This window comes from Kitasatospora sp. NPDC089797 (genome assembly GCF_040684795.1).
Lineage (GTDB): Bacteria > Actinomycetota > Actinomycetes > Streptomycetales > Streptomycetaceae > Kitasatospora.
Window position 1 is genome coordinate 124369 of record NZ_JBFBGS010000014.1, and the last position, 25551, is coordinate 149919.

The 25551-nt window shown below is 74.8% G+C and carries 25 protein-coding genes; 11 read left to right on the forward strand and 14 right to left on the reverse strand.

Annotated elements, in window-relative coordinates:
• The first annotated feature begins 21 nt into the window (after positions 1-21).
• Positions 22-741, forward strand: coding sequence for an AraC family transcriptional regulator (locus tag AB0O91_RS13610; protein ID WP_363431500.1), 720 nt, complete (start codon positions 22-24; stop codon positions 739-741).
• A gap of 25 nt (positions 742-766) precedes the next feature.
• Here the strand turns inward: AB0O91_RS13610 and AB0O91_RS13615 are convergent, their stop codons facing one another.
• The 7 genes from AB0O91_RS13615 to AB0O91_RS13645 all read right to left on the reverse strand — a co-directional run bounded on the left by AB0O91_RS13615 (position 767) and on the right by AB0O91_RS13645 (position 8310).
• Positions 767-1420 (reverse strand): methyltransferase domain-containing protein, encoded by a 654-nt coding sequence (locus tag AB0O91_RS13615; protein ID WP_363431502.1) that lies wholly within the window; start codon positions 1418-1420, stop codon positions 767-769.
• A 111-nt stretch (positions 1421-1531) separates the two neighbouring features.
• Positions 1532-2140: a GNAT family N-acetyltransferase gene (locus AB0O91_RS13620; protein WP_363431505.1), complete on the reverse strand. Its 609-nt coding sequence runs from the start codon at positions 2138-2140 to the stop codon at positions 1532-1534.
• 112 nt (positions 2141-2252) lie between these two features.
• Positions 2253-2927: a TNT domain-containing protein gene (locus AB0O91_RS13625; RefSeq protein ID WP_363431508.1), complete on the reverse strand. Its 675-nt coding sequence runs from the start codon at positions 2925-2927 to the stop codon at positions 2253-2255.
• Positions 2928-3134: 207 nt separating this feature from the next.
• A complete protein-coding gene (locus AB0O91_RS13630) occupies positions 3135-4448 on the reverse strand; it encodes a geranylgeranyl reductase family protein (RefSeq protein ID WP_363431511.1) in 1314 nt (437 codons plus the stop codon).
• Positions 4449-4835: 387 nt separating this feature from the next.
• Positions 4836-5945: an ionic transporter y4hA gene (locus AB0O91_RS13635; protein ID WP_363431514.1), complete on the reverse strand. Its 1110-nt coding sequence runs from the start codon at positions 5943-5945 to the stop codon at positions 4836-4838.
• Positions 5946-6055: 110 nt separating this feature from the next.
• On the reverse strand, positions 6056-7552 hold the full coding sequence (locus tag AB0O91_RS13640; RefSeq protein ID WP_363431516.1) for a serine/threonine-protein kinase: 1497 nt from the start codon (positions 7550-7552) through the stop codon (positions 6056-6058).
• A complete protein-coding gene (locus tag AB0O91_RS13645) occupies positions 7549-8310 on the reverse strand; it encodes a serine/threonine protein kinase (RefSeq protein ID WP_363431518.1) in 762 nt (253 codons plus the stop codon). The genes AB0O91_RS13640 and AB0O91_RS13645 overlap by 4 nt, the downstream gene beginning before the upstream one ends.
• Positions 8311-8854: 544 nt before the next feature.
• Here AB0O91_RS13645 and AB0O91_RS13650 point away from each other — a divergent pair.
• Both AB0O91_RS13650 and nagB read left to right on the forward strand, forming a co-directional pair.
• Entirely contained in the window at positions 8855-9265 is a 411-nt protein-coding gene (locus AB0O91_RS13650) for a hypothetical protein (RefSeq protein ID WP_363431520.1), read from the forward strand.
• 363 nt (positions 9266-9628) lie between these two features.
• The gene (nagB, locus tag AB0O91_RS13655) at positions 9629-10411 is read left to right on the forward strand and encodes a glucosamine-6-phosphate deaminase (RefSeq protein ID WP_363431523.1); all 783 of its coding nucleotides are present in this window, start codon (positions 9629-9631) and stop codon (positions 10409-10411) included.
• A gap of 172 nt (positions 10412-10583) precedes the next feature.
• Here nagB and AB0O91_RS13660 read toward each other — a convergent pair whose 3' ends face one another.
• From AB0O91_RS13660 to AB0O91_RS13670, 3 genes are all read right to left on the reverse strand, one after another.
• Positions 10584-11714, reverse strand: coding sequence for an aminotransferase class I/II-fold pyridoxal phosphate-dependent enzyme (locus AB0O91_RS13660; protein ID WP_363431526.1), 1131 nt, complete (start codon positions 11712-11714; stop codon positions 10584-10586).
• Positions 11711-12370 carry a PAS domain-containing protein gene (locus AB0O91_RS13665; RefSeq protein WP_363431528.1) on the reverse strand — a complete coding sequence of 220 codons (660 nt, stop codon included), beginning with the start codon at positions 12368-12370 and terminating at the stop codon, positions 11711-11713. The genes AB0O91_RS13660 and AB0O91_RS13665 overlap by 4 nt, the downstream gene beginning before the upstream one ends.
• 115 nt (positions 12371-12485) lie before the next feature.
• Positions 12486-14135 carry a beta-propeller fold lactonase family protein gene (locus AB0O91_RS13670; protein ID WP_363431531.1) on the reverse strand — a complete coding sequence of 550 codons (1650 nt, stop codon included), beginning with the start codon at positions 14133-14135 and terminating at the stop codon, positions 12486-12488.
• A 284-nt stretch (positions 14136-14419) separates the two neighbouring features.
• Between AB0O91_RS13670 and AB0O91_RS13675 the strand changes: the two genes are divergently transcribed.
• The 5 genes from AB0O91_RS13675 to AB0O91_RS13695 all read left to right on the forward strand — a co-directional run bounded on the left by AB0O91_RS13675 (position 14420) and on the right by AB0O91_RS13695 (position 19167).
• On the forward strand, positions 14420-14863 hold the full coding sequence (locus AB0O91_RS13675; protein WP_363431533.1) for an Rrf2 family transcriptional regulator: 444 nt from the start codon (positions 14420-14422) through the stop codon (positions 14861-14863).
• 73 nt (positions 14864-14936) lie between these two features.
• Positions 14937-16118 carry a globin domain-containing protein gene (locus AB0O91_RS13680; protein ID WP_363431536.1) on the forward strand — a complete coding sequence of 394 codons (1182 nt, stop codon included), beginning with the start codon at positions 14937-14939 and terminating at the stop codon, positions 16116-16118.
• 222 nt (positions 16119-16340) lie between these two features.
• Positions 16341-17102 carry a (Fe-S)-binding protein gene (locus tag AB0O91_RS13685; RefSeq protein WP_363431539.1) on the forward strand — a complete coding sequence of 254 codons (762 nt, stop codon included), beginning with the start codon at positions 16341-16343 and terminating at the stop codon, positions 17100-17102.
• A 20-nt stretch (positions 17103-17122) separates the two neighbouring features.
• Entirely contained in the window at positions 17123-18517 is a 1395-nt protein-coding gene (locus AB0O91_RS13690; RefSeq protein WP_363431613.1) for a lactate utilization protein B, read from the forward strand.
• On the forward strand, positions 18514-19167 hold the full coding sequence (locus AB0O91_RS13695; RefSeq protein WP_363431542.1) for an LUD domain-containing protein: 654 nt from the start codon (positions 18514-18516) through the stop codon (positions 19165-19167). Before AB0O91_RS13690 ends, AB0O91_RS13695 begins: the two co-directional genes overlap by 4 nt.
• On the opposite strand, the gene ddaH is transcribed toward AB0O91_RS13695, so the two are convergent.
• Together ddaH and AB0O91_RS13705 are read right to left on the reverse strand one after the other, a co-directional pair.
• Positions 19157-19981 carry a dimethylargininase gene (gene ddaH / locus AB0O91_RS13700; RefSeq protein WP_363431545.1) on the reverse strand — a complete coding sequence of 275 codons (825 nt, stop codon included), beginning with the start codon at positions 19979-19981 and terminating at the stop codon, positions 19157-19159. The genes AB0O91_RS13695 and ddaH overlap by 11 nt on opposite strands.
• 219 nt (positions 19982-20200) lie before the next feature.
• Positions 20201-21088 (reverse strand): ferredoxin, encoded by an 888-nt coding sequence (locus tag AB0O91_RS13705; RefSeq protein WP_363431548.1) that lies wholly within the window; start codon positions 21086-21088, stop codon positions 20201-20203.
• Positions 21089-21317: 229 nt separating this feature from the next.
• Here AB0O91_RS13705 and AB0O91_RS13710 point away from each other — a divergent pair, with 229 nt between their 5' ends.
• Positions 21318-22100 carry an SGNH/GDSL hydrolase family protein gene (locus tag AB0O91_RS13710; protein ID WP_363431551.1) on the forward strand — a complete coding sequence of 261 codons (783 nt, stop codon included), beginning with the start codon at positions 21318-21320 and terminating at the stop codon, positions 22098-22100.
• A 65-nt stretch (positions 22101-22165) separates the two neighbouring features.
• Here the strand turns inward: AB0O91_RS13710 and AB0O91_RS13715 are convergent, their stop codons facing one another.
• Positions 22166-22570: a DUF2809 domain-containing protein gene (locus AB0O91_RS13715; RefSeq protein ID WP_363431553.1), complete on the reverse strand. Its 405-nt coding sequence runs from the start codon at positions 22568-22570 to the stop codon at positions 22166-22168.
• 143 nt (positions 22571-22713) lie between these two features.
• On the opposite strand from AB0O91_RS13715, the gene AB0O91_RS13720 reads away from it, so the two are divergent.
• Entirely contained in the window at positions 22714-24141 is a 1428-nt protein-coding gene (locus AB0O91_RS13720) for a DUF2252 domain-containing protein (protein ID WP_363431555.1), read from the forward strand.
• Positions 24142-24176: 35 nt separating this feature from the next.
• A complete protein-coding gene (locus AB0O91_RS13725; protein WP_363431558.1) occupies positions 24177-24797 on the forward strand; it encodes a hypothetical protein in 621 nt (206 codons plus the stop codon).
• Between the two features lie 55 nt (positions 24798-24852).
• On the opposite strand, the gene AB0O91_RS13730 is transcribed toward AB0O91_RS13725, so the two are convergent.
• Positions 24853-25539, reverse strand: a complete 687-nt coding sequence (locus tag AB0O91_RS13730) for an alpha/beta fold hydrolase (RefSeq protein WP_363431561.1) — start codon at positions 25537-25539, stop codon at positions 24853-24855.
• Positions 25540-25551: the final 12 nt, after the last annotated feature.

Genomic DNA, 25551 nt, shown 5'->3' on the forward strand with positions numbered 1-25551 from the left:
GGCTCTGGCAGCATCGCTCGGATGGGGCAGTGGGAGCAGGAGGGGACGGCGCCGCACTTCGCCGTGGGGCCGGGGTACGCGCTGTACCGGGGGCCGTTGGCGGACAGCACCCCGCACCGGCACGCCGCGTTCCAGATCGCCGTCGCGGTGCCGGGGGGCACGGTGACGGTCGCGGACGGCGCCGGGGTTCGCCACCGGGGCCCGGCGGTGGTGGTGCCGCCGATGGTGCGGCACCGGATGGCACCGGTCCACTGGGCGACGGCGTTCTACGTCGATCCGCACTGCGCGTTCGCGGACCGGCTGCGGGCGGGGTGCGGTGACGGCATCGCCGTGGCGCCCCAGTGGGGGGACCTGACCGAGGAGGACCTGTGCCCGTCCGGGGTGCTGCCGTCGGCCGAGGTGGACCTCCGGCTGTGGACGGCGATGGAGGAACTGACCGACCACCGGGTCGCGCTGGCGGGGCTGGCCGCGCGGGTGGGCCTCTCCCCGCAACGCCTGCGGGCCCTGGCGCAGCGGCAGTTGGGGGTGCCGCTGACGCGCTGGCGGATCTGGCGGCGACTGGCCCGCGCGGCCGACGCACTGGGCGAGGGGCGCACGCTCGCCGAGGCGGCCTTGGCGGGCGGCTTCGCGGACCAGGCGCACTTCAGCCGGCAGATGCGGGAGATGACGGGGCTCAGCCCGTCGGAGGTGCTGCCGGTGCTGCGCGCCTCGGGCCCGGCGGGCCGCGCGCACCCGGCCTGATCCGGGCCGGTCGACAGGACACGCCCTAAGCGCGGCGGGCGACGTAGACCGACAACGAGCCGGTGACCGTCGCGACGGTCTCGGCCTCGCGGACGCCCTGGAACCCGGCCTCGGCGATCAGCCGGGGCAGGATGCCGTCGGCGTTGGGCTGGGTGTCCTCCTTGCCGTCCGCGAACTGCACGATCCGGAACGCCAGCCGCATGGCCGTGGTGCGCTGGCGCCCGTAGTCGGCGATGACCAGTTTGCCGCCGGGGCGCAGCGCCGCGTGCATGGAGGCGAGGACGGCCCGCTTCATCGGGACCGGGCACTGGTGGAGGACGAGGCTGGAGACGACGGTGTCGGCGGATCCGGCGCCGACGAGTTCGGCGAGGGCGTCGCCCATGCCGACCCGCCACTCGGGGGCCGCGCCGACGGCGGCGGCCTTGCGGCGGGCCAGTTCGAGGGTGTCGGGGTCGGGGTCGACGCCGATCAGCCGGGCGCGCGGTTCGACCCGGTCGAGGAGCACGGCCAACGAGCCGGTGCCGCAGCCGACGTCGAGGATCACGTCGTCGGGGCGGGGGGCGACGTGCATGGCGAGCAGGCTGCGCCAGAGGCGTTCGCGGGTGAGGGAGACGATGGGGTCGTAGAGGCGCAGGGGGGCGAGGCGGCCGGCGGCGGGGGTGAAGGCGCGATCGGTCATGCCGGCCAGTGTCGGCCGGGGGGTGATGCGGCGTCTTGAACGAATCGCTCGCCCGGGCCCGGGCGGCGCCCCGGGTGCTCGGCTCCGCCCGGGCCCGGGGGCGGGCGCGGCTCAGCGCTCCGGCAGCTCCGGGTCGGAGGCCAGCCGGGCGTGCAGGTGCTCGTCGTTGTAGGGGCGGTCGCCGTAGCGGTAGGAGGCGCGCAGTGTCCCCTCGTAGGGGAAGCCGGCCCGGAGGGCGACCTGGCAGGAGGGGGCGTTGTCGACGGCGTGGTAGAGCTCGATGCGGCGCACGCCGGCCGTGCGCACGCCCCAGCGGGTGATCGCGGTGGTGGCGCGGGTGGCCAGCCCGCGGCCGCGGGCGGCGGCGAGCAGCCAGTAGCCGACCATGGCGATGCCCTCGGCGCGGTCCGTCCAGATCAGCACGACGTTGCCGAGCAGGGTGCCGTCGGCGCCGTCGGTGATGGCGAAGCCGGCCGTGGTGCCCGTCGCCCAGCGTTCGTCGGCGCGGTCGAGGTAGGCCTCGGCGCCGGCCGGGTCGGTGGCGTCGCGCAGGGGGTTCCAGCGGGCTATCTCCGGGTCCGCGGCGGCCGCCAGCACGGCGGCGATCGTGCCCCCGGGCAGGTCGAGCGCCCGGCCCCAGGGCTGGAGCCGGAAGTCCCCGTGGTCGAGGACGGTGGGCTGGAAGAGGCTCCGGTCGGTCGCCGTTTCGCTGCTGGTCACCCGCTCTTCCTACGCCCGGTCCGGGCATGGACGCCACTGGTTTTCCGGGGCGGGCTCCACGGCCGACCGCCGTCACCGGCCGGTGACGGCGGTCGGCCGTGGGGCCGAGGCGTCAGATCCGGGCGAGGTAGCCGTTGTCGACCAGCCAGAGCACGTTCAGCTTGGCCGGGCCGCCCGGGAACAGGGCCGCGTCGAGCTGGTACTGCAGGCCCCAGCCGGGCTGGTTGAACCAGGGCGCGATCGGGCCGGCGTGCACCGTGAACGCCTTGACCACCTTGTAGTCGTGGTAGTTGCAGCCGGCCGCCGGGGTGCCGTCCAGGCTCTGCGGCGGTATCGCGCGGTTGGCGTAGGGCAGGCCCTCGGGGGCGAGGAAGGCGCCGTACTCGCTGCCGTAGCGGTCGATGTTCTGGTTCGGGTAGAGGGTGAGGTCGAACTCGACCGGGGAGCCGTCGGGCAGGGTGACGTAGCCGTCGGACGGCGGGTACTTCCAGCCGCCCTTGCCGCCGTTCGCGCTCTGGTCGTAGTAGCTCGCGAGGAAGTCCTGCTCGGTCGCGCCGCCGGTGCGCCGGTAGCCGAGCAGCTGGCGGCCGACCGGGCCGTTGCTCGGGAGGTCCTGGGGGCCGAGGCGCGCGTCGTCGTGCTGGAAGGAGGCCGAGCACTGGTCGGCCGGGGTGCCGGTGGCCGCGGCGCCGGCCACCGGCGCGGCGACCGCCGCGGGCGCGGTCACGGCGGTGAGGGCGGCGGCTGCGGCGAGCGGCGCGACGAGCAGGCGAAGGCGAAGGCGCACGGTGTCTCCGTCGATCGGGGGCGTCGAAAAAGGAGCCACGGAGGGGCTTTTCGCTCACCCTCCGTGGCCGGTTCGACACCAGACAATCGGATCGCCTGATCAACCGTCAATACGATTCAGCTGTCGGCTTGCCGGCCCCACCGTATTCGGCCGAACCCGGGACACCGGCGTCGCGCACCCGCGAGGATGGCCGGTCCGGCCCCGGCCTCACCGCCCCGGGGCGACCCGCCCGAGCAGGTGGAGCAGCCGGTCCAGGGCGTCCTTGGCGTCGGGCTCGGTCAGGTTGACCATCAGCCGGAACGCCACCTTCAGCAAAGCCGGATGGCCCAGCCCGGCGGCGCCGGCGGCACCGAGCAGCCGGGGGCGGCCGAGCAGGTCGGCGGCCAGCCGGCCGAGCGCGAAGTAGCCCGCGTAGGCGGAGCGCAGCTTCTGCGGGTAGGCGCGCAGGGCGAGTTCGCGGCCGCGGTCGGTGCGGCGGGCGTGCGCCTGGACGACGGTCTCGGCGGCGTAGCGGCCGGACTCCATCGCGTAGGCGATCCCCTCGCCGGTGCCGGGGCTGACCGTGCCGCCCGCGTCGCCGATCAGCAGCAGGCCGTCGGCGTAGTGGGGTTGGCGGTTGAGGCCCATCGGGAGGGCGGAGCCGCGGATCGGCTCGGTGACGGCGTCGGGGTGGTACGCGTAGCCGGGCGGCAGGTCGGCGCACCAGCGGCGCAGCAGGTCCCGCCAGTCCAGGTCGGTCCGGGCGGTGTCGAGGACGCCCAGGCCGACGTTGGCGGTGCCGTCGCCCATGCCGAACACCCAGGCGTAGCCGGGCAGCAGCCGGCGGGCGGGGTCGGTGGGGTCGCGCAGGTCGAGCCAGGCCTCCAGGTAGCGGTCGTCGTGGCGCGGGGTGGTGAAGTAGGTGCGGTAGGCCACGCCCATCGCGCGGTCGGTGCGCCGGTAGCGCTTCATGGCGACGGAGAGCCGGGTGGAGTTGCCGTCGGCGGCGAGCACGATCGGGGCCCGGTACTCGACCGGCTCGCGCCCCTCCCCCAGCTTGGCGCTGACGCCGGTGATCCGGCCGGTCCGCTCGTCCGTCAACGGGCCCGCCACGTTCGCCCGTTCGACCAGCCGGGCGCCGGCCGCGGCGGCCCTGCGGGCGAGCAGCTCGTCGAAGTCGGCGCGCCGGCGCACCAGTCCGTGGCCGGGGAAGGCGGAGAGCTCCGGCCAGTCGAACTCCAGCGAGCGGCGGCCGGAGACCAGCCGCAGGCCCTTGTTGTGCAGCCAGCCCGCCCCCTCGGAGACGTCGATGCCCATGTCGACCAGCTGCTTGACGGTGCGCGGGGTGAGGCCGTCACCGCAGACCTTCTCGCGCGGGAAGGCGGACTTCTCCAGCAGCAGGACGTCCAGGCCGGTGCGGGCGAGGTGGTAGGCGGCGGTGGCACCGGCCGGTCCGGCGCCGACCACGATGACGTCGGCGCTGTCCTCGGTCCGGGCCGGCTGCTGCCGCTCCGCTCGCACCTGCTGCTCTGGGCCGGGCATCGGGCACTCCCCCTGGGTCGGATCGACTGACGGATCGGCTGGCGGCACGACCGGCGGCTGACGCGGTCGGCCGCCGCACGCACAACGGATTCGGCGGACTGGGCGGTTCCAGACGGAGAGTAGAGAACCCCGCCCGCGGCCCGCCGCCCCGACACGCGGACCCGTGCCGCGGACCGGCCAATACCGGCCACCCGCGCGGTCGCCGCCGCCCCGCCGGGCGGGCCCGCCCCTCCGGGCCGGCTCACGGCCGGTTCACGGCCCGCTACCGGCCCGCTGCCGGCCCACTCACGGCCGGGGGAACGACGGAAGCCCCTGACCGCACGGGGGGACGTGCCAGGGGCTTCCGTTCCTTTCGACGGCCGGGACCGCCTCAGTGGTTCACTCGCGTCACGGGTTCACCGCGAGCACCACGAACTCCGCCAGCACCCCCAGGTGCAGCGCACCCTGCAACAGGGTCGCCCGGCGCGGGATGACGGTCAGGGTGCCGAGCGCCACCGTGAGGGTCAGCAGCACCATGTGCGAGGGTTCGAGGCCGAGCACGAGCGGGCCGGACAGCCAGGCGGAGGCGATCGCGACCGCCGGGATGGTCAGGCCGATGCTGGCCAGTGCCGAGCCGAGGGCCAGGTTGAGGCTGGTCTGCACCCGGTTGCGCCGGGCCGCGCGCAGCGCCGCGATGGTCTCCGGCAGCAGGACCATCAGGGCGATCACCACACCGACCACGGCGTGCGGCAGGCCGGCGCTGTCCACCGCGGACTCGATGGTCGGCGAGACGCCCTTGGCCAGGCCGACCACCGAGACCAGCGCGACGGCGAGCAGCAGCATGCTGATCCCGGCGGCCCGGAGGGTGGGCGGGGTGGCGTGGTCGTCCTCCTCCTCGACCCGGCGGACCTTGCCCTCCGGGGTGACGGGCAGGAAGTAGTCCCGGTGCCGCAGGGTCTGGGTGGTCACGAACAGGCCGTACACCACGATCGAGGCGATGGCGGCGTAGGTCAGCTGGGTGGTGGAGAACTGCGGGCCGGGGGTGCTGGTGGTGAAGGTCGGCAGCACCATGCTGAGCGTGGCGAGGGTGGCGATGCAGGCCAGCGCGGTGCCGGTGCCCTCGGCGTTGAAGACGGCGGTGCGGTACTTGAGCGCGGCCACGATGATCGACAGGCCCATGATCCCGTTGCAGGTGATCATCACCGCGGCGAACACGGTGTCCCGGGCGAGCGTCGAGGACTTGTCCCCGCCGTCGGCCATCAGGGTGACGATCAGCGCGACCTCGATCACCGTCACGGCCACCGCGAGCACCAGCGAGCCGAACGGTTCCCCGGTCCAGTGGGCGATCACCTCGGCGTGGTGCACGGCCGCCAGGACGGCGCCCACCAGGAACAGCGCGACCACGCCCACCACCCAGCCGGGCAGGTCCTCGTGCCAGGTGAGGGCGAGGACGACGAACGCCGCCACCGGGACGACGACGGTCCATTGCGCGGCGGCCGCGCGGAGCTTCGTGATCATGCGCCCGAGGATCCCAGACCGGAGGCCGGTCGCCCCGGTGCCCGCGCCGGGATACGGGGTGATGTGGGATAAGTCATCCCGTTCCGTCCGGTCACGCGCCGTGACCCAGGTCACCCACCGTAGTCGGACAGGTACCGGAGGACCTGTTCGACATGGGGCCGGACCCGCTCCGGGACGCCGCCCGCGCCCTCCACCGACTTGTCACTGGTCCGGTAGGCGGCGGTGACCAGGGCCGGCAGGTCGCGGGCGAACCCGGCCCGCTTGAGCTGCTGGTCCAGCCAGCAGACGTAGTTGCCCATCGCGGCGATCGCGTCCCCCGGGTCGAAGTACGACTTCGGACCGGGGTGGCTGGCCGCCTTGGCCCAGGCGTCGAAGACCGCGGGCGTCCACATCGCGATGCCGTACTCGCCGGTCTCCGGGCGGGCCGCTTTCGGGTCGAAGCCGCTCTCCGCCTTGAGCATCGCGGCCAGCAGGACCGGGGTGATCTCCGGCTCGGGACAGCGCCGGGCGGCGTCCTCGATCATGCCCCGGTAGGCGACCGGGACGTCGGAGCCGGCCGGGATCGCCCCGGGCAGCGGCGGCCTGGCCCGGTGCGCCCCGGGGTCGACCGGCTCGGGGCCGCCGGTCAGCGCCAGCAGGACGGCCGTGCAGGCCAGCACGCCGACGCCGGCCCGCACCGCCCGCCGGCGCCCGGTCGGCCGGGCGGTGGCGCGGGCGACCAGCGCGGCGAGGTCGACGCGGTCCCGCTCCTCCCGGTCGGCGGCCAGACAGGCCGCCACCACGGGCCGCCAGCGGGTCGGCAGCGCCTGGTCCGGCCGCAGCGGGGCGGCGCCGCGCGCGTACGCCTGGGCGGCGAGCGAGCGGGCCCGGGCGGTGGCGCCGAGGAAGGGGTGCAGGCCCCCGGTGAGCAGTTGGTGGGCGATCACGCCGTAGGCCCAGACGTCCGCGCTGGGGCGCACCGCGACCCCGCGCGCGCCGGTGCGCTGGGACCACCACTCGGGCGGGACGTGGTCGGGCGAGCCGAGCGGCGGGGCGTAGGCGTGAGTGCCCTCCAGCTCGGCGGCCAGCCCGAAGTCCGCGATCTTGGCGGTGCCGTCCGGCATCAGCAGGATGTTGGCCGGTTTGAGGTCCCCGTGCACCCAGCCGGCCCGGTGCATGTGGACCAGTCCGGCGCAGACCCCGGTGAGGATCCGCTCGGCGCCGGGCACCGCCGTGCCGGGGCGGGCGTCGGCGAGGAGGTCGTGCAGGCTGCGGGCGGCGCGCTCCATCACCAGGGCGACGGCGCCGTCCAGCTCGGGGTGACCGGGGTCGTCGACGGTGAGCACGGCGAGGGTGCGGATCAGGTGGGGGTGGTCGGCCCGGCGGCTGAAGCGCAGCTCGCCCGCGGCCATCTGGGACAGGGTCCGGCGCTGGCCGGGGCTGGAGCCGCCCGGGCCGAGGATCTTGACCGCGGCCGGGGTGCCGTCCGGGCCCTCGGCGGCGTAGACGCTGCCCCAGGCGCCCGCGCCGAGGAAGCCGCCGGTGCGGTAGCCGGCCAGCGGGTAGCCGTCGGGGACCTCGAAGGGCGGCCGCGCCCGCGGCCGGTCGGCGTCGTCGCCCGGGTTCACGACCGGGCGACCGGGCGTCGGGGCGGGAGCAGCGCGAGGTGTTCCTCCCGGACCAGGTCGAACCGCAGGGCCAGGGCGACCAGTTCCTCGCGCTTGCCGCCGGCCGGGCCCTCCTCGTACGGCTCGCGCAGCCGCAGCTTCGCGCCGACCAGGTAGTCGATGTGGTAGTTGACCGCCGAGCGGGTCAGCCCGTGGCAGGCGGGCAGCGCGCGCAGCCGGGCCAGGACGTCCGTCACGCCGGGGACGGCGGCGGTGGAGGGCGAGCGCAGCCGGGGCTCGCAGAGCGCCAGCAGGACCAGGAAGTACTTGGAGGTCGGGTCCAGGGCGAAGGGGCTGACGGTGCGTTCGCCGTCCGCGCCGCCCGGGTGGCCGTCCAGGTAGGCGTGCTGCGGGGCGAAGACCTTGAAGGCGGCGGGCTCGCCGAGGGCGGGCAGCAGGACCCGGGAGAGCTCGAACGGGACGGGCGCGCCGAGCCGCCCGGGGGCCACCTTGATGTGCTCCCCGGCGCCTTCGAGGTTCTCGACCACGTAGGTGGCGGTGGTGGAGAAGTTGGACAGCCGCCAGTAGTCCTCGGCGGCCACCACCTCGCCCGCGCGGCGCGAGACGCCCTGGTCGGGCAGCGGGATGGCGGCCGGGCGGCCGGGTTCGCCGCGGCCGAAGACCGCGGCCTCGCCCGGGCCCATCCGCAGCAGTCCGGGCGCCGTGCCGGGCGCCGACTCCGGCCCCGGGCCGGGCAGTTGCACGATGACCGTGTCCACGCAGCACCTCCGTGGGATCGGCTCGATGGTATCCGTCCGATTCGCCCCGGTGGCAAGGCGCCACCCGGACGAGTGATGGTCCGCGGCCAACAGCGGCCGGTCGGCGGGGAGTTGCCCTCCACCTCGGGGAGTACGGGGGCTCCTCCGCAGGGACGACCGGGCCCGCCGACCGGAGCGGGCCGTGGGCATCGACCGCACCAAGGGAGGTTCAAGGGGCGGTCAAGTCGGCCGGATCGACGTCCGGGCCGCGGGCCCCGGCACCATCACGGCCCCCTCGGGCACCACGGACACCGCCTCCGCCCGCCGACCCGGCCTCCCGGCCCGCACCGCGAGCCACAACGTCCGCACGTCCACGAACGGGTGGATGAACTGATCATCCGTCAGGCCGCGGCGTGTCCACCTCCTGAACATCGGACGAACGATTGCAGCCAGTAGTTGAACCGTCACCATGGGTGTGACGCAACGCACACTTGTCAGTCCCACGATGTGTGCAACACTCATCCCAAGGAGTGAGATTCCCTTTATTTCCAAGGAGGTTCGTATCATGCGCACTCGGATTGCAGCCGTGATGATGACGGTGGCAGGGATCGCAGGGCTCTCGGCCGCACCCGCCATGGCCGCCACCACGGCCACGTCCGAGGCCGACACCGTGGCCTGCGCCTCGGTGCTCAACCGCCCCTGCATCACGCACCAGGTCGACAGCGAAGGCATCGTCGGCATCGCCCAGGTCAACGCGGACCCCAACCAGTTGACGATGGTTCAGGTAGAGGTGCGCACCCAGCAGGCCTGGGGCAGCCCGTGGGAGACGATCGCCAGCGCGACGACCGTCCGACTCGGCTCGGCCCAGGCCGTCACCCCGAAGGTCACCGCCACCGCCCCCCGCATCATCTGCGCCACCGCCGGCCCGGCGCTGGACGTCAGCAAGCAGGTGACCACCTGTACCCACCCGTTCTGATCCGGCCCCCCTTCCGGTCGGGGAACTCGGAACACCCCGAACGGTCGCCGGTGAGACGCCATCCGTAAGACAGGGCAGCCCGTACGACAGGGCGCAGGGAGCCGGGGCCTTCGGGTCCCGGCTCTCCGTCGTCCCGGTCCTCCGTCGTCCCGGTCCTCCGTCGCCCCGACCCGGCGGATCGCAGCCGACCGGACCGACGGGTCGCAGCCGACCGGACCGGCGGGTCCGCGCCGACAGCCCCCACCAGGGAGAACGCACGGGGCGCCGAGCCGCCCCGGGTGGACCTGGGGCGCCGTTCACGGCAAACTGGTCTAGACCTCGCAGGTCTAGACCTCAGCCTCGCCTCAGAACGGTGGACCCAGTATGGAAATCGTGATCGTCCCTGACGCCTCAGCGGCCGGCGAACTCATCGCCGCGGCGATCACCGATCTGCTGACCGACAAGCCCGAGGCCCTGCTCGGCGTCGCGACCGGCTCGACCCCGCTGCCGATCTACCAGGCCCTCGCCGAGCGGGTCCGGGACGGCCGGCTGGACGCCTCCCGGGCGCGCATCTGCCAGCTGGACGAGTACGTCGGCCTGCCGGCCGGCCACCCGGAGTCCTACCGCTCGGTGGTGCTGCGCGAGGTCGTGGAGCCGCTCGGCCTGACCGAGGACTCCTTCCTGGGCCCGGACGGCAACGCCGCCGACATCGCCGCGGCCGCCACCGCCTACGACCGCGCGCTGGCCGAGGCCGGCGGCGTCGACCTGCAGCTGCTCGGCATCGGCACGGACGGCCACATCGGCTTCAACGAGCCCTGCTCCTCGCTCTCCTCCCGGACCAGGATCAAGACCCTGACCCGGCAGACCCGGGTGGACAACGCCCGCTTCTTCGACAGCATCGACGAGGTCCCGCACCACGTCATCACCCAGGGCATCGGCACCATCCTGGAGGCCCGCCACCTGGTCCTGCTGGCCACCGGCGAGGCCAAGGCCGAGGCCGTCGCGCTGGCCGTGGAGGGCCCGCTGGCCGCGGCCGTCCCCGCCTCCGCGCTCCAGCTGCACCCGCACGCCACCGTGGTGGTCGACGAGGCCGCCGCCTCCCGCCTCAAGCTCGCCGACTACTTCCGCGACACCTACGCGGCGAAGCCGGTCTGGCAGAAGCTCTGACCGGTCGACGCGACGGAGCCGGGGCGCCCCAGCGGGGTGCCCCGGCTCCGGCCGTGTCCGGGCCGTGCTCCGACCCGGGTACCGTCCTGAATCCGCCCTGGTACCGTCCTGAATCCGCCCTGGTTCCGTCCTGGTTCCGCCCTGGTTCCGTCCGGCCCGGCGCCTCAGCGCCTCAGCGCCCGCGCAGCCAGTCGGCGAAGGCCTCCAGCGCCGGGCCCGGGTCCCGGCGTCCGACGCCGATCCGGAAGCGGTCGGTCGGCGTCGGGGTGAGCTCCGAGCGGAACATGCCCGCGGGCATCAGCAGCACCCCGGCCTGCTCGACCAGCGCGGTGCAGAAGTCCGCCACGCCGTCCGCCCCGAGGTAGCGCGGGAACGCGACGCAGCCCGCCTCCGGCGCGCGCCAGTCGAACAGTTCGGGGAACTCGGCGAAGAACGCGTCGAAGAGCGGCAGGTTCTCCGCGATGATGCCCCGGTTGCGCGCCAGGATCCGCTCCCGGGCGGTGATCGCGATCCGGGCCAGCACCTCGCTCGGCGCCGAGTTGCAGATCGTGGTGTAGTGCTTGGCCCGCTCCAGCCGCCCGCGCAGCTCGTGGTCCCGGCAGGCGATCCAGCCGATCCGCAGCCCGGGCAGGCCCAGCGACTTGGAGGTCACGTTGAGCGAGAGCGCGGTGGCCGAGAGGTCGGCGGCCTGCGGCAGGGCGCGCTCCGGGTCGCGTTCCAGGCCGCGGTAGACCTCGTCCGAGAACAGCCGGATGCCGCGCTCGTCGCAGAGTTCGGCCAGCCGGACGAAGTCGGCGGTGTCGATCAGGGTGCCGGTCGGGTTGTTCGGGAAGTTGACCGAGAGCACCTTGGTGTTCGGCCGCAGCGCGGCCTCGACCGCGTCCAGGTCCAGCGCCCAGTCCTGCCGCTCGTCCAGCGCGACGCCGGTGACCTCGCAGAGCGAGAGCGGAATGGTCTCCGCCGACTGGTAGTTCGGGGTCAGCACCACCGCGTGGTCGCCCGGTTCGAGCAGCACCTGCATGGCGAGGTTGATCCCCTCCTGGGCGCCGCCGAAGCAGATCACGTCGTCCGCCCCGACCTGCTCGTACATCCCGGCGATCGCCCGCCGCAGGCCCGGGTCGCCGAAGGTCTCGGTGTAGCCGAGCGCCAGGGTGTCCCAGGCCTCGCGGTCCTCCGGGCCCGCCAGGGCGAGGAGTTCGGCCATCGTCATGGTCTGGGCGTCGGAGGCGGTGAGGTGGTGGCGGGCGGTGAACTCCCAGCGGCTGAAGTAGGTTTCGAGCCGGAAGTCGGGCAGTCGGGTCATCCGGTTTCGGTCCTTTCCGAGGGCGGGGGCGCCGGGTGCTTGAGTTCGGCGAGCAGGGCGTAGGCGGTGGAGCGGGAGATCCGCAGCGCGGTGGCCACGGCCGGGACGGCGCGGCGGACGGCGAACACCCCGGCCCCGTCCAGCTCGCGCAGCACGGCGAGCCGGTCCTCCCGGGTGAAGCGCTCCAGCGGGCGGCCCCGGGAGCGGACGTGGCCGCCGACCACGTCGTTGATCCGCTCGCTCCAGTCGCGTTCGAACAGCGGCTCGGGGCGGGGGGCGGTGGGGGCGGCGAAGTTCGCCAGCAGGGCGGCGGCCTGGTCCAGCGGGCCGCGGTCGAGGTTGACGCAGAGCACGGCCGAGGGCCGGCCCGCCTCGTCGCGCAGCACCGCGCTGACCGAGGAGAGCCGCCGCCCGTCCGGCAGCAGCTTCTCGTAGGGCCCGTAGACGTCCGGCGCGGACGGGTCCAGTTCGTCCAGCTCACCGAGCAGGGACGGGTCCCCGGGGGCGCGGGCGGTCAGCGGGTGCCAGACGGCCAGTACCCGGTCGGTGACCGCGTCGTGCAGCACCACCTCGGCGTAGGGCCCGAGCAGCAGGGCCACCGCGCGGCAGACCGGCGACCAGGTCCGCACGCGCGGGTCGGGGGTTTCGGCAGGCATGTCCGGACTGTACGTCCGGATCGGACGGTCCGTCCAGTGGAACGGGCGGGCGGAACACGGGGAAGGCCCCGTCCGTGGTGGACGGGGCCTTCCGGGGAGTGCTCGGGCCGGCCGGTCAGCGGCAGGTGATCAGCACCCCGAGGACGGAGGTGCAGCTGCGGGTGTCCTTGCTGGTGGCGGGCGAGGGGTCGGCCGGGGTCCCGGCGGTACGGGCCACCGTGACGTCCCAGGAGGACACCAGGCTCAGCAGGCCGACGGCGACCGTGAAGTGCCGGGTGGTGCTGGCACCCTTGGCGAGCGGGGCGGTCAGGGTGCAGCCGAGCTTGCCCGCGGCGACGGTGCAGTCGGTCGAGCTGGCGGTCAGCCCGGCGGGCAGGGCGGCCGAGACGGTGGCCGCCGTGATCGGGTCGGGGCCCTGGTTGGTCAGGGTCACGGTGTAGTCGACCCGGCCGCCGAACAGCCCGGAGACCGGGGTCGCGGCGAGCGCGACGCCCAGGTGGGCGCTGGGCGCGGTGTAGCCGAAGCGGTCGGCGGCCACGGCGGCGCTGGTGCCGCCCGGCGTGGTGACCCGGACGTCCACCGGGCCGGTCACCGTGGTGGCCGGGGCGGTCGCCGTGCAGCTGGTCTTCGTGCAGCTGAACGAGGTGGCCGGACCGGCCGCGCCGAAGGTGACGGCGGTGGCGCCGTTCAGGTCGGTGCCGGTCACGGTCACCACGGTGCCGCCCACCCCGGAGCCGCCGTTCGGGCTGATGCCGGTCACCACCGGCACCGGCAGCGGGAAGTTCAGCACGTCGACGGCGTCGCCGGTGAAGTCGGCCAGGTAGCCGCGCCGGCCGTCGGCGCTCAGCGCCAGCGTGTAGGGGCTCGCGCCGACCGGGACGGTCGCGGTGACCGTGCGGCTCGCCGCGTCGATCACGCTCAGGGTGTTGTCGGCGTAGTTGGAGACGTACACGGCGGATCCGTCCGGGGCCACGCTGACGGTGTACGGGCCGTTGCCGACGCCGACGGTGCCCAGCAGGGTGTTGGCGCCGGTGTCGAGCACGGCGGCCGAGGCGTCGTCGCCGTCGGCGACCCAGAGCCGGCTGCCGTCGGGGCTGAGCGCCAGGCCGAAGGCGCTGTGGCCGACCGCGACGGTGGCGCTCACCGTGCTGCCCACGGTGTCGACCACGTTCACCGCCTTCGCGCCGGAGGCCGCGACGTACAGGCGCTTGCCGTCCGGGGAGACGGCCAGGCCGTGCGGCTCCGCGCCGACCGGGATGGTGGCCGTCACGGTGTTCGACGACGTGTCCAGCACGCTCACGGTGCCGGCCCCGGCATTGCTGACGTAGGCGCGCCTGCCGTCCGGCGACAGGGCCAGGCCCCAGGGCTCGGCGCCGACCGGGACGGTGGCGGTGACGGTGTTGCTCGCGGTGTCCACCACGCTGACCGCGTTGTCCAGGTGGTGGGTGAGGTAGGCGCGGTGGCCGTCGGGGGACACGGCGACGGCGTACGCGCCGGTGCCCGCGGTGAAGCTGCCGGTGACCGCCCGGCTCGCGGTGTCGAGCACGCTGACCGTGCCGCTGCTCTGGCTGGTCACGTAGGCGCGGGCGCCGTCCGGGGTGAGCGCGACCCCGGCCGGGTAGGGCGCCACCGGCACGTGGGCCGCCACGGTCGGCGGCGGCGCGGCGGCCGCGGCGGTGACGGGCTGGGAGAGCAGTGCGGCCGTGGCCGCGGATATCGCCGCCACGGCCGTCCAGGTGCGCCGGGGTGCACGACGTGATCTCACGGATTCTCCAGGGTCGAGCGACGGGGATGAGGTGAAGGGGGTGGCTCCGGAGCCGCACGAAGCGTAGATCGCGTGATGATGATGCGTCAGGAGTTGATCGTTAATGTCGCCAACTGTTCAGATTCGACCGGGATGTAGGAGCGGCGGCCGGGGGCCGGTCGCCGTTCCGGCCGACCGCGCGAGCGCTGCCGCGGCGGCGGCCGCCGTCGGCGCCGCTGCCCCCGCCCCGCCGGGGTCGTGCAGGAAATTGGAGTTGTGGAGTCGCATTCGTTAGCGTTTCGATCGTGAGGCTGACCAAGAGCACCGACATCGCCCTGCGCATCGCCATGCGGCTGGCCGTACTCGGCGAGGGCGGGAACCCGACCACCCGCGAGGTGGCCGAGTCGGTCGGCGTGCCGTACACCCACGCGGCCAAGGTGGTCAGCCGGCTGCAGCACCTCGGGGTGGTGGAGGCCCGGCGCGGACGCGGCGGCGGGCTGATGATCACCTTCGCCGGGCGGACCGGCTCGCTCGGCCTGCTGCTCCGCGAGCTGGAGGGCGTCGGCGACGTGGTCGGCTGCGAGGACGACCCGCCCTGCCCGCTGCGGGCCGCCTGCCGGCTGCGCGGGGCGCTGCGCACCGCGCAGGAGGCGTTCTTCGCCGCCCTCGACCCGCTCAGCATCGACGACCTGGTGGCCTCCCCCACCGGGCCGGTACTGCTCAGCCTCACCGCCCGACCCGCCGACTGATCCCGCCCCCGAGGATCGGTCGTCGTTCACCACCTTTAATACGAATCTGAGATTCCAGTTAGGAGCTCCTCTGATGCTGTCCGCGAAGTCCGCCGAGGTCGTCGAGGCCACCCTGCCCGTCGTCGGCGCCGCGATCGGTGACATCACCCCGCGCTTCTACGACCGGCTGTTCGCCGCGCACCCGGACCTGCTGCGCGACCTGTTCAACCGGGGCAACCAGGCCAACGGCAGCCAGCGCGAGGCGCTGGCCGGCTCGATAGCCGCCTTCGCCTCCGCGCTGATCGCGCACCCCGACCAGCGGCCGGACGCGATGCTCGCCCGGATCGCCCACAAGCACGTCTCGGTCGGCATCGACAACGCCCAGTACAAGGTCGTCCGGGAGCACCTGTTCGCCGCCATCGTCGAGGTGCTCGGCGACGCCGTCACCCCCGAGGTCGCCGCCGCCTGGGACGAGGTCTACTGGCTGATGGCCAACGCCCTGATCGCCGTCGAGGACCGGCTGCGCGCCGAGGTCGCCGCCGGCGGCGACCCGGCCGACCTGTGGCGCCCGTACACCGTGGTCGCCCGCCACCGGGAGACCGACACCGTCACCACCTACCTGGTCCGACCGGCCGACGGCCGCCCCGCCCCGGTCGCCCGCCCCGGCCAGTACGTCTCGGTGCGCACCGAACTCCCCGACGGCGCCCACCAGATCCGCCAGTACAGCCTCTCCGGCAGTGCCGCCGACGCCCTGCGGTTCAGCGTCAAGCGCGAGCCCGGCGGCGAGGTCTCCGGCCACCTGCACGACCGGCTGCGCACCGGCGACACCGTCGAACTGGCGCCCCCGCTCGGCGACATCGTCCTCGCCGACGGCGACGGCCCGGTGCTGCTCGCCTCCGCCGGCATCGGCAACACCCCGATGACCGCGATGCTCGACCACCTGGCCGCCACCGGCTCCACCCGGCGGATCGTCTCGGTGCACGGCGACCGCGACCAGCTCAGCCACGCCTTCCGCGCCGACCTGGCGCAGCTCACCGCCGGGCTGGCGGACGCCACCGCCCACGTCTTCTACGAGCAGCCGCTCGGCGACTGGCCGGCCGAGCGCACCGGCCTGGTCGACCTGTCCGGCGTCGAGGTCCCGGCCGGCACCACCGCCTACCTGTGCGGCCCGCTGCCCTTCCTGCGCGCCGTACGCGGCCAGTTGCTCGCCGCGGGCGTCCCGGCGGAGGACATCCACTACGAGGTGTTCGGCCCCGACCTCTGGCTCGGCGCCTGACCCTCCCCGGACCTCCGAGTTCCTTCACCGGCACCGGTCCGCCCGCTACGATCACGGGCGGACCGGTGCCGTGCCCGACCGGTCGACGCCGTACCGCCTCACCGCTCCACCGCCTTGCCGTTTCAACGCTCCACCGCTTCAACTCTTCGCCGTTTCAACGCTTCGCCGTTTCAACGCTTCGCCGTTTCAACGCTTCGCCGTTCCGACGTGAGGAGCTCGGACTTGCGGGTCGCACTGTTCGCCACCTGCGTCAACGACGCGCTGTTCCCCGCCACCGCGGTCGCCACCGTACGGCTGCTGGAACGCCTCGGCGTGACGGTCGACTTCCCCGCCGGGCAGACCTGCTGCGGGCAGCCGCAGTACAACACCGGCTACCGCCGGGCCTGCGAGCCGCTGGTGCGGCGCACCGCCCGGGCCTTCGCCGGGTACGACCACGTGGTGACGCCCTCCGGCTCCTGCGTGGCGATGGTCCGGGACAACTACCCGCGGATCGGTGCCCGGGCCGCCGCCGAGGGGCGCGGCGGTGAACTCACCGACGCCGCGCTCGCCCTGGCACCGCGGGTGGTCGAGCTGACCGAGTTCCTGGTCGACGTGCTCGGGGTCGAGGACGTCGGCGCGTACTTCCCGCACCGCGTCACCTACCACCCCTCCTGCCACGGACTGCGGATGCTCGGACTCGGCGAGCGGCCGCTGCGACTGCTGCGCGCCGTGGCGGAGTTGGAGCTGGTGGAGCTGCCCGGCGCGGAGGAGTGCTGCGGCTTCGGCGGGACCTTCGCCGTCAAGAACCCCGCGGTGTCGGCCGCGATGGCCGAGGACAAGCTCGCCAACGCCCTGGGCACCGGCGCCCGGGTGCTGTGCGGCGCCGACAACTCCTGCCTGCTGCACCTCGGCGGCACCCTGCGCCGCCGGGGCGCGGACCTGCGGCCGCTGCACCTCGCGGAGATCCTGGCCAGCACCGAGGAACACCCCTGGAGGCCGTCGTGAGTCAGGGCACCTTCCTCGGCATGCCCGCCTTCCCGCAGGCCGCCGCCCGCGCGGTCGCCGACGGGCAGCTGCGCGCCAACCTGCGGCACGCCACCCACACCATCCGGGACAAGCGCGCCCGGGCCGTCGCCGAACTCGCCGACTGGGCCGAGCTCCGCGCGGCCGGGAAGGCGGTCAAGGACCACACGCTGCGCCACCTCGACCGCTACCTGGTGCAGTTGGAGGAGTCCGTCACCGCGGCCGGCGGCACCGTGCACTGGGCCGCGGACGCCGAGCAGGCCAACCGGATCGTCGCCGACCTGGTCCGGGCCACCGGCGAGACCGACGTGGTCAAGGTCAAGTCCATGACCACCCAGGAGATCGGGCTGAACGAGGCGCTGGCCGCCGAGGGGATCACCGCCTACGAGACCGATCTCGCCGAGCTGATCGTGCAGTTGGGCGACGACCGGCCCTCCCACATCCTGGTGCCCGCGATCCACCGCAACCGCGCCGAGATCCGGGAGGTCTTCGCCGACCGGATGGCCCACTGGGGCCGCCCGGCCCCCGAGGGCCTGACCGACTCCCCCGCCGAACTCGCCGAGGCCGCCCGGCTGCACCTGCGGGAGAAGTTCCTGCGCGCCCGGGTGGCCGTCTCCGGGGCCAACTTCATGGTCGCCGAGACCGGCACCCTGGTGGTGGTCGAGTCCGAGGGCAACGGCCGGATGTGCCTCACCCTGCCGCGCACCCTGATCTCCGTGGTCGGGATCGAGAAGGTGGTGCCGACCTGGCGGGACCTCGAGGTCTTCCTGCAACTGCTCCCCCGCTCCTCCACCGCCGAGCGGATGAACCCGTACACCTCGCTCTGGACCGGGACGACGGAGGGCGACGGCCCCGCCGACTTCCACCTGGTGCTGCTGGACAACGGGCGCACCGCCGCACTGGCCGACCGGGTCGGCCGCCAGGCGCTGCGCTGCATCCGCTGCTCGGCCTGCCTGAACGTCTGCCCGGTGTACGAGCGGGCCGGCGGGCACGCGTACGGCTCGGTCTACCCGGGCCCGATCGGCGCCGTCCTGACGCCCCAACTGCGCGGCACCGCGAGCCCGGTGGACGCCTCGCTGCCGTACGCCTCCTCGCTCTGCGGGGCCTGCTACGAGGTGTGCCCGGTGGCGATCGACATCCCCGAGGTGCTGGTGCACCTGCGCGAACGGGTCGCCGACCAGGGCGGGCACCCGCTGGAGCGGGCCGCGATGGCCGCCGCCGGGTACGTCCTGGACCACCCGGCGGCGCTCGCGGCCGCCGAACGGCTGGCCGGGCGCACCCGCGCGCTGCACCCGCGCCGGCTCCCCGGCCCCGGACGGGCCTGGACCGACAGCCGGGACCTGCCCGAGGTGCCGGCCGAGCCGTTCCGCGACTGGTGGCGGAGGAACCGGACGTGAACCCACCTGCGAACGCACGGGAGTTGATCCTCGGCCGGATCCGGGCCGCGCTCGGCGACACCGCCGGGGTGCCGGAACAGCCGCTCGAACGGGGGTACCTGCGCGCGCACGCCGCAGCCGACGACCCGGCCGCGCTGCTGGACCTGCTGCACCGCAACCTGGCCGACTACCGGGCCCTGGTGCACCGCTGCACCGAAGCGGAACTCCCGGACCTGGTCGGCCGGTTGCTCGCCGCCCGGGGCAGCCGCACGGTCGCGGTGCCGGCCGGTCTGCCGGCCGGCTGGCTCACCGCGACCCCCGGGGTGGAACCGGTGCCGGACGACGGGAGCCTCACCGCGGCCCGGCTGGACGCCGTGGACAGCGTGGTCACCGGCTGCGCGCTGGCCGTCGCCGAGACCGGCACGATCGTGCTGGACGCCGGGCCCGGTCAGGGGCGGCGGCTGCTGTCGCTCGTCCCGGACCACCACCTGTGCGTGGTCCGGGCGCCGGAGCAGGTGGTCGCCTCCGTCCCGCTGGCGCTGCCCCGGCTCGACCCGGCGCGCCCGCAGACCTGGATCTCCGGGCCGTCGGCGACCAGCGACATCGAGCTGGACCGGGTCGAGGGGGTGCACGGGCCGCGCACCCTGGAGGTGCTCCTCGTCACGGCCTGAGTTCCAGGGTGCAGCACTTCGCCCCGCCGCCGCCCTTGAGCAGTTCCGAGACGTCCACCGGGATCGGCTCGTAGCCGTGCTCGGCGAGCCGGCCGGCCAGGTTCTTGGCCGCCTCCGGCAGCAGCACCCGGCGGCCGTCCGAGACCGCGTTCAGCCCGAACACCTCGGCGTCGGCCCGGTCGGCGAGGATCGCGTCCGGGTAGAGCGCGCGCAGCACGGTCCGGCTGTGGGCGTCGAAGGCCTCCGGGTAGTACATGACGTGGTCGTCGGCGAGGACGGCGAGCGCGGTGTCCAGGTGGTAGAAGCGCGGGTCGACCAGGGTCAGGGTGGTCACCGGCACCCCGAACAGCTCCTGGGCCTCCGCGTGCGCGGCCCGTGAGCTGCGGAAGCCCGTCCCGGCGAGCACTCTGCGGCCGACCACCAGGTGGTCGCCCTCGCCCTCGTTGACGTGTCCGGCCCGGCGCACCGCGCGGTAGCCGTGCAGCCGGAACCAGGACTGGTAGGCGTCGGACTCGGCGGCCCGCTCGGGGTGGCGGAAGGTCGCCACCAGGGCGCGCCCGTCCAGTACGGTCGCGCCGTTGGCGGCGTACACCATGTCGGGCAGGCCGGGGACCGGGTCGATCAGCTCGACGGTGTGGCCGAGCCGGCGGTACGTGCGGTGCAGCCGCTCCCACTGGCGGACGGCGAGCGCGTTGTCGGTGGGCTGCGTCGGGTCCATCCACGGGTTGATCGCGTAGTCCACCGTGAAGTACGTCGGCCGGCACATCAGGTAGCGCCGGGGTCGCGCCGTACGTACCGGGGTGTGCGTGGGCATTGCTCAACCGTCCTCGGTTCGGCGGGAGTCGGAGGGCACTCGTGCGTCGTACCTGAGGCGGCTGCCCCGTCGCTCCCGTTCGCACACCCGCGCGGGCGCCCCCGGTTGGCGCAACCCCCCGCGCACCCGGCGCGAGCCCCGGCGCACGGGGTTCCCGTACGCCCGGGGTGGCGCGCGGCCCGGCCGGGCCGTGGAACGGGCCGGACGGTCAGGGCGCGGTCACCAGCGCACGGCGGCGAAGTCCACCGGTTCGGTGTGCAGGGCCCGGGCCCGGACGGCCAGGGCGCGCAGCCGGCGGTCCACCTCCTCGGCGGGCATCCGGTGCTTGTCCCCGTGGCCGGGCAGCAGCCACTCGAAGCGCAGCGCGTCCAGGCTGCGGTCCAGCGAGGCGGACTGCTCCTCGATGGAGTACCAGGTCACCGCCTCCTGCACCTCGATGTCCCGGCTGGTGCGGGACCAGTACAGGCTGTCGCCGCTGAAGCAGTAGCGGCGGTCGGCGACGTAGAGCACGCTGCCGAGGGTGTGGCCGGGGAAGGGGTGGGCGACCAGGCCGGGTGAGACCTCCACCGGGTCGGTGCCGCGCAGCACCCGGTCGGCGTCCGGCGCCGCGGCGAGGTCGCCCTCGTGGATCCAGAGCCGGGCGCCCAGCCGGTCGGCGTACGCGCGGCCGTGCGCCGCGTGGTCGCGGTGGGTGAGCAGTACGTCGGTGACCGGGCCGAGCGCCTCGTACCGGGCGGCGAGGGCCTCGCTGTAGCGGGGCGTGTCGATCATCGCCCAGCCGGTCGGGCGGCGGCACAGGTAGGAGTTGGCGCCCGCCGTCCGCCGGGAGTTGTGGCCGAGCAGCAGCACCTCGCCGGCCTGGTCCAGGGCCAGCGGGAACGGGTCGCCGGCCGGGTCGAGCCGGCCGGTGCCGGGCCGGATCGAGCGGGTCGGGCAGGCGTGGGCGGCGGCGAGCAGCTGCCGCCGCTCGGCCGCGTCGCGCGGCTGGCGGATCAGCTCGGACCGGTGGTCGTGCTCGCGGATCAGCTCGGGTGCCAGCTGCCGGGCGACGTCGCAGTTGGTGCAGCGGTCGTCGACGGTCCAGGCCTCGGTTTCGGGCAGGTTCACGGTCGGTGTCCCCTCCGGGAGGAACGGCGGCCGGAGCGGCGCGCCGTACGTCGAGCATCGGCCGGGCGGGACGGAAAGAGGAAGGGGGCGCGGTGCTTGTGCTCTGCCGGACACGGCGCTCTGCGGGGAGCGCGTCGACGGGGCCGGGAAGCCTACGTGGCCCATCTCACGTGCCGCCAGGGTCACCTACGGTGGCGTAGGTCACTTGATTGGGTGAACTATCTCCTTCATGCCGAACCTCCAGGAGACCCTTGACCTCAGTTCGTACGCCGCCCTCGGCGACAGCTTCACCGAGGGCCTGAACGACCCCGGTGCCGACGGCGCCTTCGCCGGCTGGGCCGACCGGCTGGCCGGTCTGCTCGCCGACGGGCGGCCGCCGGGCGGGTTCCGCTACGCCAACCTGGCGGTGCGCGGACGGCTGCTGGACCAGATCGTGGCCGAGCAGGTGCCGGAGGTCCGCCGGCTCCAGCCCGACCTGGTCACCTTCTGCGCCGGCGGCAACGACATCCTGCGCCCCGGCAGCGACCCGGACGAGGTGGCCGGGCGCTTCGAGGCCGCCGTCGCCCAACTCGCCGAGAACGCCGGGACGGTGCTGATCTGCACCGGCTTCGACACCCGCGAGGTGCCGCTGCTCAAGCACCTGCGCGGCAAGATCGCCACCTACAACGGCCACATGCGGGCGGTCGCCGACCGCTACGACTGCAAGGTCGCCGACCTGTGGTCGCTGCGCGCCGTGCAGGACCGCCGGGCCTGGAGCGAGGACCGGCTGCACCTCTCCCCCGAGGGGCACCAGCGGGTCGCCCTGCTGGCCGCCCGCTCGCTGGGCCTGCGCACCGCGACCGACCCGGAGGCCCCGTGGCCGACCGGTCCGGCGCTCTCCCCCGCCGACCAGCGGCGGGAGAACCTCCAGTGGGCGCGCGAGTTCCTGATCCCCTGGGTCGGCCGCCGACTGCGCGGCGAGTCCTCGGGCGACCACGTCGAGGCCAAGCGGCCCGAGCTGCTGCCGCTCTGACCGTCCGGGTGGTGCGCTGGGTCTGACGTTCCGCCGGTTTCCGGCGGGGCCTCAGACCCCGCGCGCTAGCACGGGTCCGGCCGGGTGGCCCGCAGGCCCCGATGGAGGAGCGTCCGGTGCAGCAGCGCGGCGGCGCCCGCGCCGACCAGGTACCAGAACAGGTCCGGCGGATTGAACGTCGAGCCGAGCACCAGGTGCACCAGCCCGCTGTGCCGGCCCCAGGCGTCGGGCAGCCCGGTGGCCTGGAACAGCTCCACCGCCCAGCTCAGCCCGGCGGCCACCAGGGCGGCCCGGGCCGGCCGCACGCCCGGCGCGACCAGCACCACCAGGGCGTACACCAGGACGGTGTAGAGCGCGTCGCCCGCGTACTTGGCCGGGTCGCCGGGCAGCACCGCCCGCACCCCCAGTCCGGCCGCCACGGTCAGCACCGCGGCCACGGCCGCCGGCCACCGCCTTCGAAGATCCCTCACCCGCCCCAGGCTACGGGCCGGCCCCTCCTGCCGGCTCGGCACCCCCGCCCCAGGAACCACCGCGCGACGCCGGACGTCACTCCCCCTGATGAGCCATCCGTGCAGGTCACGGGCGGGAGTTCGAACGAGGCGGGCGGGGAGCAGTGACGGACCGGGGCACAGCGACGGACAGTGGCGACGGCAGGGCGCGGCGGCAGTTCGCCGTCCCCGGATTCGCGACCGGGCCGGACGGCCGGGCGCGGCAGGCCCGCGAGCGGGGCCGGGCGCTGCGGCACCGGATCCCCCGCGAGCGGCACGCGGAGTTCGCCCCGGCGGGCGACCGGCCGACGGCGGTGGCCGCCCTGGAGGCGTCCAACGCGGGCCGGCTCCCCGGCCTGGTGCCGATCCGGGTGGGCCGGATGGCCGCCACGCCGTTCGCCTTCCTGCGCGGCTCGGCCGGCCTGATGGCCGCCGACCTGGCGGGCACCCCGGTGACCGGCGTCGACGCCCAGCTGTGCGGGGACGCGCACGCGGCCAACTTCGGCCTGTACGGCGACGCCCGCGGCCAACTGGTGATGGACATCAACGACTTCGACGAGACCGTGGTCGGCCCCTGGGAGTGGGACCTCAAGCGGCTGGCCACCAGTCTGGTGCTGGCCGGCCGGGAGACCGGGGCGAGCGAGACCACCGCCCGGGCGGCCGCCCAGCACGCGGCCGGCTCGTACCGCCGGACGATCCGGACCCTCGCCAAGCTGCCCGCCCTGGACGCCTGGAACGCCGTGGCGGACGAGCAGTTGGTGGACTTCACCGAGGCGCACGACCTGGCCGAGGTGCTGCGCAAGGTCGGGGCGAAGGCGCTCGGCAACACCAGTGCCCGGTTCGCCGCCCGCAGCACCACCCGGACGCCGGACGGCGGTCGGCGCTTCGTCGCGGCCCCGCCCGTACTCACCGAGGTCACCGACGCGACCGCCCGGGCGGTGGCGGAGGCACTCGGCCCGTACGTGGCGACGGTGCCCGCCGAGGTGCGCACCCTACTCTCCCGCCACCGGGTGCAGGACGTGGCGTTCCGGGTGGTCGGCACAGGCAGTGTCGGCACCCGCTCGTACGTCGTGCTGCTCACCGACCACCGGGACCAGCCGCTGGTGCTCCAGGTGAAGGAGGCCCGGCCGTCCGCGCTGCTGCCGTACCTGGACGGCGGCGGGCGGGCGCCGGAGGAGCACGAGGGCCGGCGCGTGGTGCTCGGCCAGAAGCACATGCAGGTGGTCAGCGACACCCTGCTCGGCTGGACGACCGTCGACGGACTGCCCTACCAGGTACGGCAGTTCCGCAACCGCAAGGGCAGCGTGGATCCGGCCGCACTGCTGCCGGCCCAGTTGGACGACTACGCCCGGATCACCGGCGCGCTGCTCGCCCGGGCGCACGCCCACACCGCCGACCCGGGCCTGCTGGCCGGGTACTGCGGCAGGAGCGAGGCGCTGGACGAGGCCGTGGCCGCCTTCGCCGTCGGCTACGCGGACCGCACCGAGGCCGACCACGCCGAGCTGGTCGCGGCGGTGCGCAGCGGGCGGCTGTCCGCCGAACCGGGGGTCTGAGGTCCGCTGTCGGAGGGCGGCGCTAGATTGCCGCCATGGGACTGTGGATCGGTGTGGGGGCGCTCAGCAGCCCCGAGTGGGGGCCCGCGGCCGAGGTGCTGCACCGGGCGCTGGAGGCCGAGGGGGTGGCCTGGCGGGAGCCGGCCGGGCCGGTCGGGGCGGGCGAGGCCTTCTCGGCCGGCTTCCCGTACAGCTACCTGTCCGGGCTGCGCCGGGTGTACGTGCTGCACCGGGTGGGCGAGCCGGTCACCGCGGCGCGCGGGGTCGATCCGGAGCGGTACCAGGAGGAGCGGGAGCTGGTGGACGACGAGACGGTGGTGTTCGACTCGCACCTGCTCTGCCACTCCGACTGCGCGGGGTACTACCTACCGGTGGACTTCGAGGACGAGGACCCGCTGTTCCTCCCCGAGGACTCCGGGGTGCCCGGCGGCGGCATGGTCGGTTCCACCGCCGGCCTGCTCGCCGAACTCCAGGGGTTCGCCGCCGCCATCGGGATCCGGCTGGCGGCCGACGGCTCGCTCGACCCGGCGGAGGAGGCCCGGCTGGCCGCGCTGCCGGAGGACGACCCGTTCGAGGCCGAGGTCTTCACCTGGCATCGGCTGTACCTGGCCTGCCGGGCCAGCCTGGCCACCGGGCGGGCGATCGTCTTCGGGTGACGCCCGGCCCGCCGCCTGGCCCACCGCCCGGTCCAGCGCCCGGTCCAGCGCCCGGTCAGTGGGCCAGGAACGGCGCCACCGCGGCCACGTACTCGGCCGGCCGGGCGTGGTGCACCAGGTGCCCGGCCTCGATGGTGACCAGGCTGCAGTCCGGGATCAGCCGGGCGAGTTCGGCGATCCGCTCCTGCGGGACGTAGCTGGCGGCCCCGCCCGCGACGGCCAGGGTGCGGGCGGTGATCCGGGGCAGCCCCTCCCGCCAGGCCGGGTCCGGGTCGTCGAACTGGGCCTTGAGGGCCCGGACCATCGCCCAGTCGAAGTGCGCCGGTTCCTCCGCGTCCTCGGACGGCACGCTCGCCGGGCGCGGGTACAGCGCCGGGATCTCCTCCAGCACGAGCCGCGCCACCCGCTCCGGGGCGGTCTGGGCGAGCAGGTAGGCGACGGCGCCGCCCATCGAGTGGCCGACCAGGTCGACCCGGTCCAGGCCGAGCGCGTCGAGGAAGGCGAGCACGTCCCCGCTCATCCGCTCCAGGCCGTACTCGGCGGTGCGGCCGCTGTCGCCGTGGCCGCGCAGGTCGAGCGCGTACACGTGGTGGTCGGGGGCGAGATCGGGCAGCACCGCGTCCCAGTCGGCGGCGCGCTCGCCGAGGGCGTGCAGCAGCACCAGCGGCGGGCCGTCGGGGCGGCCGCTCTCCCGGTAGGCGAGGGTCACTTCGGGCAGCCGTACCGTTCGTCCTGTCGTCATGTCCGCCACCGT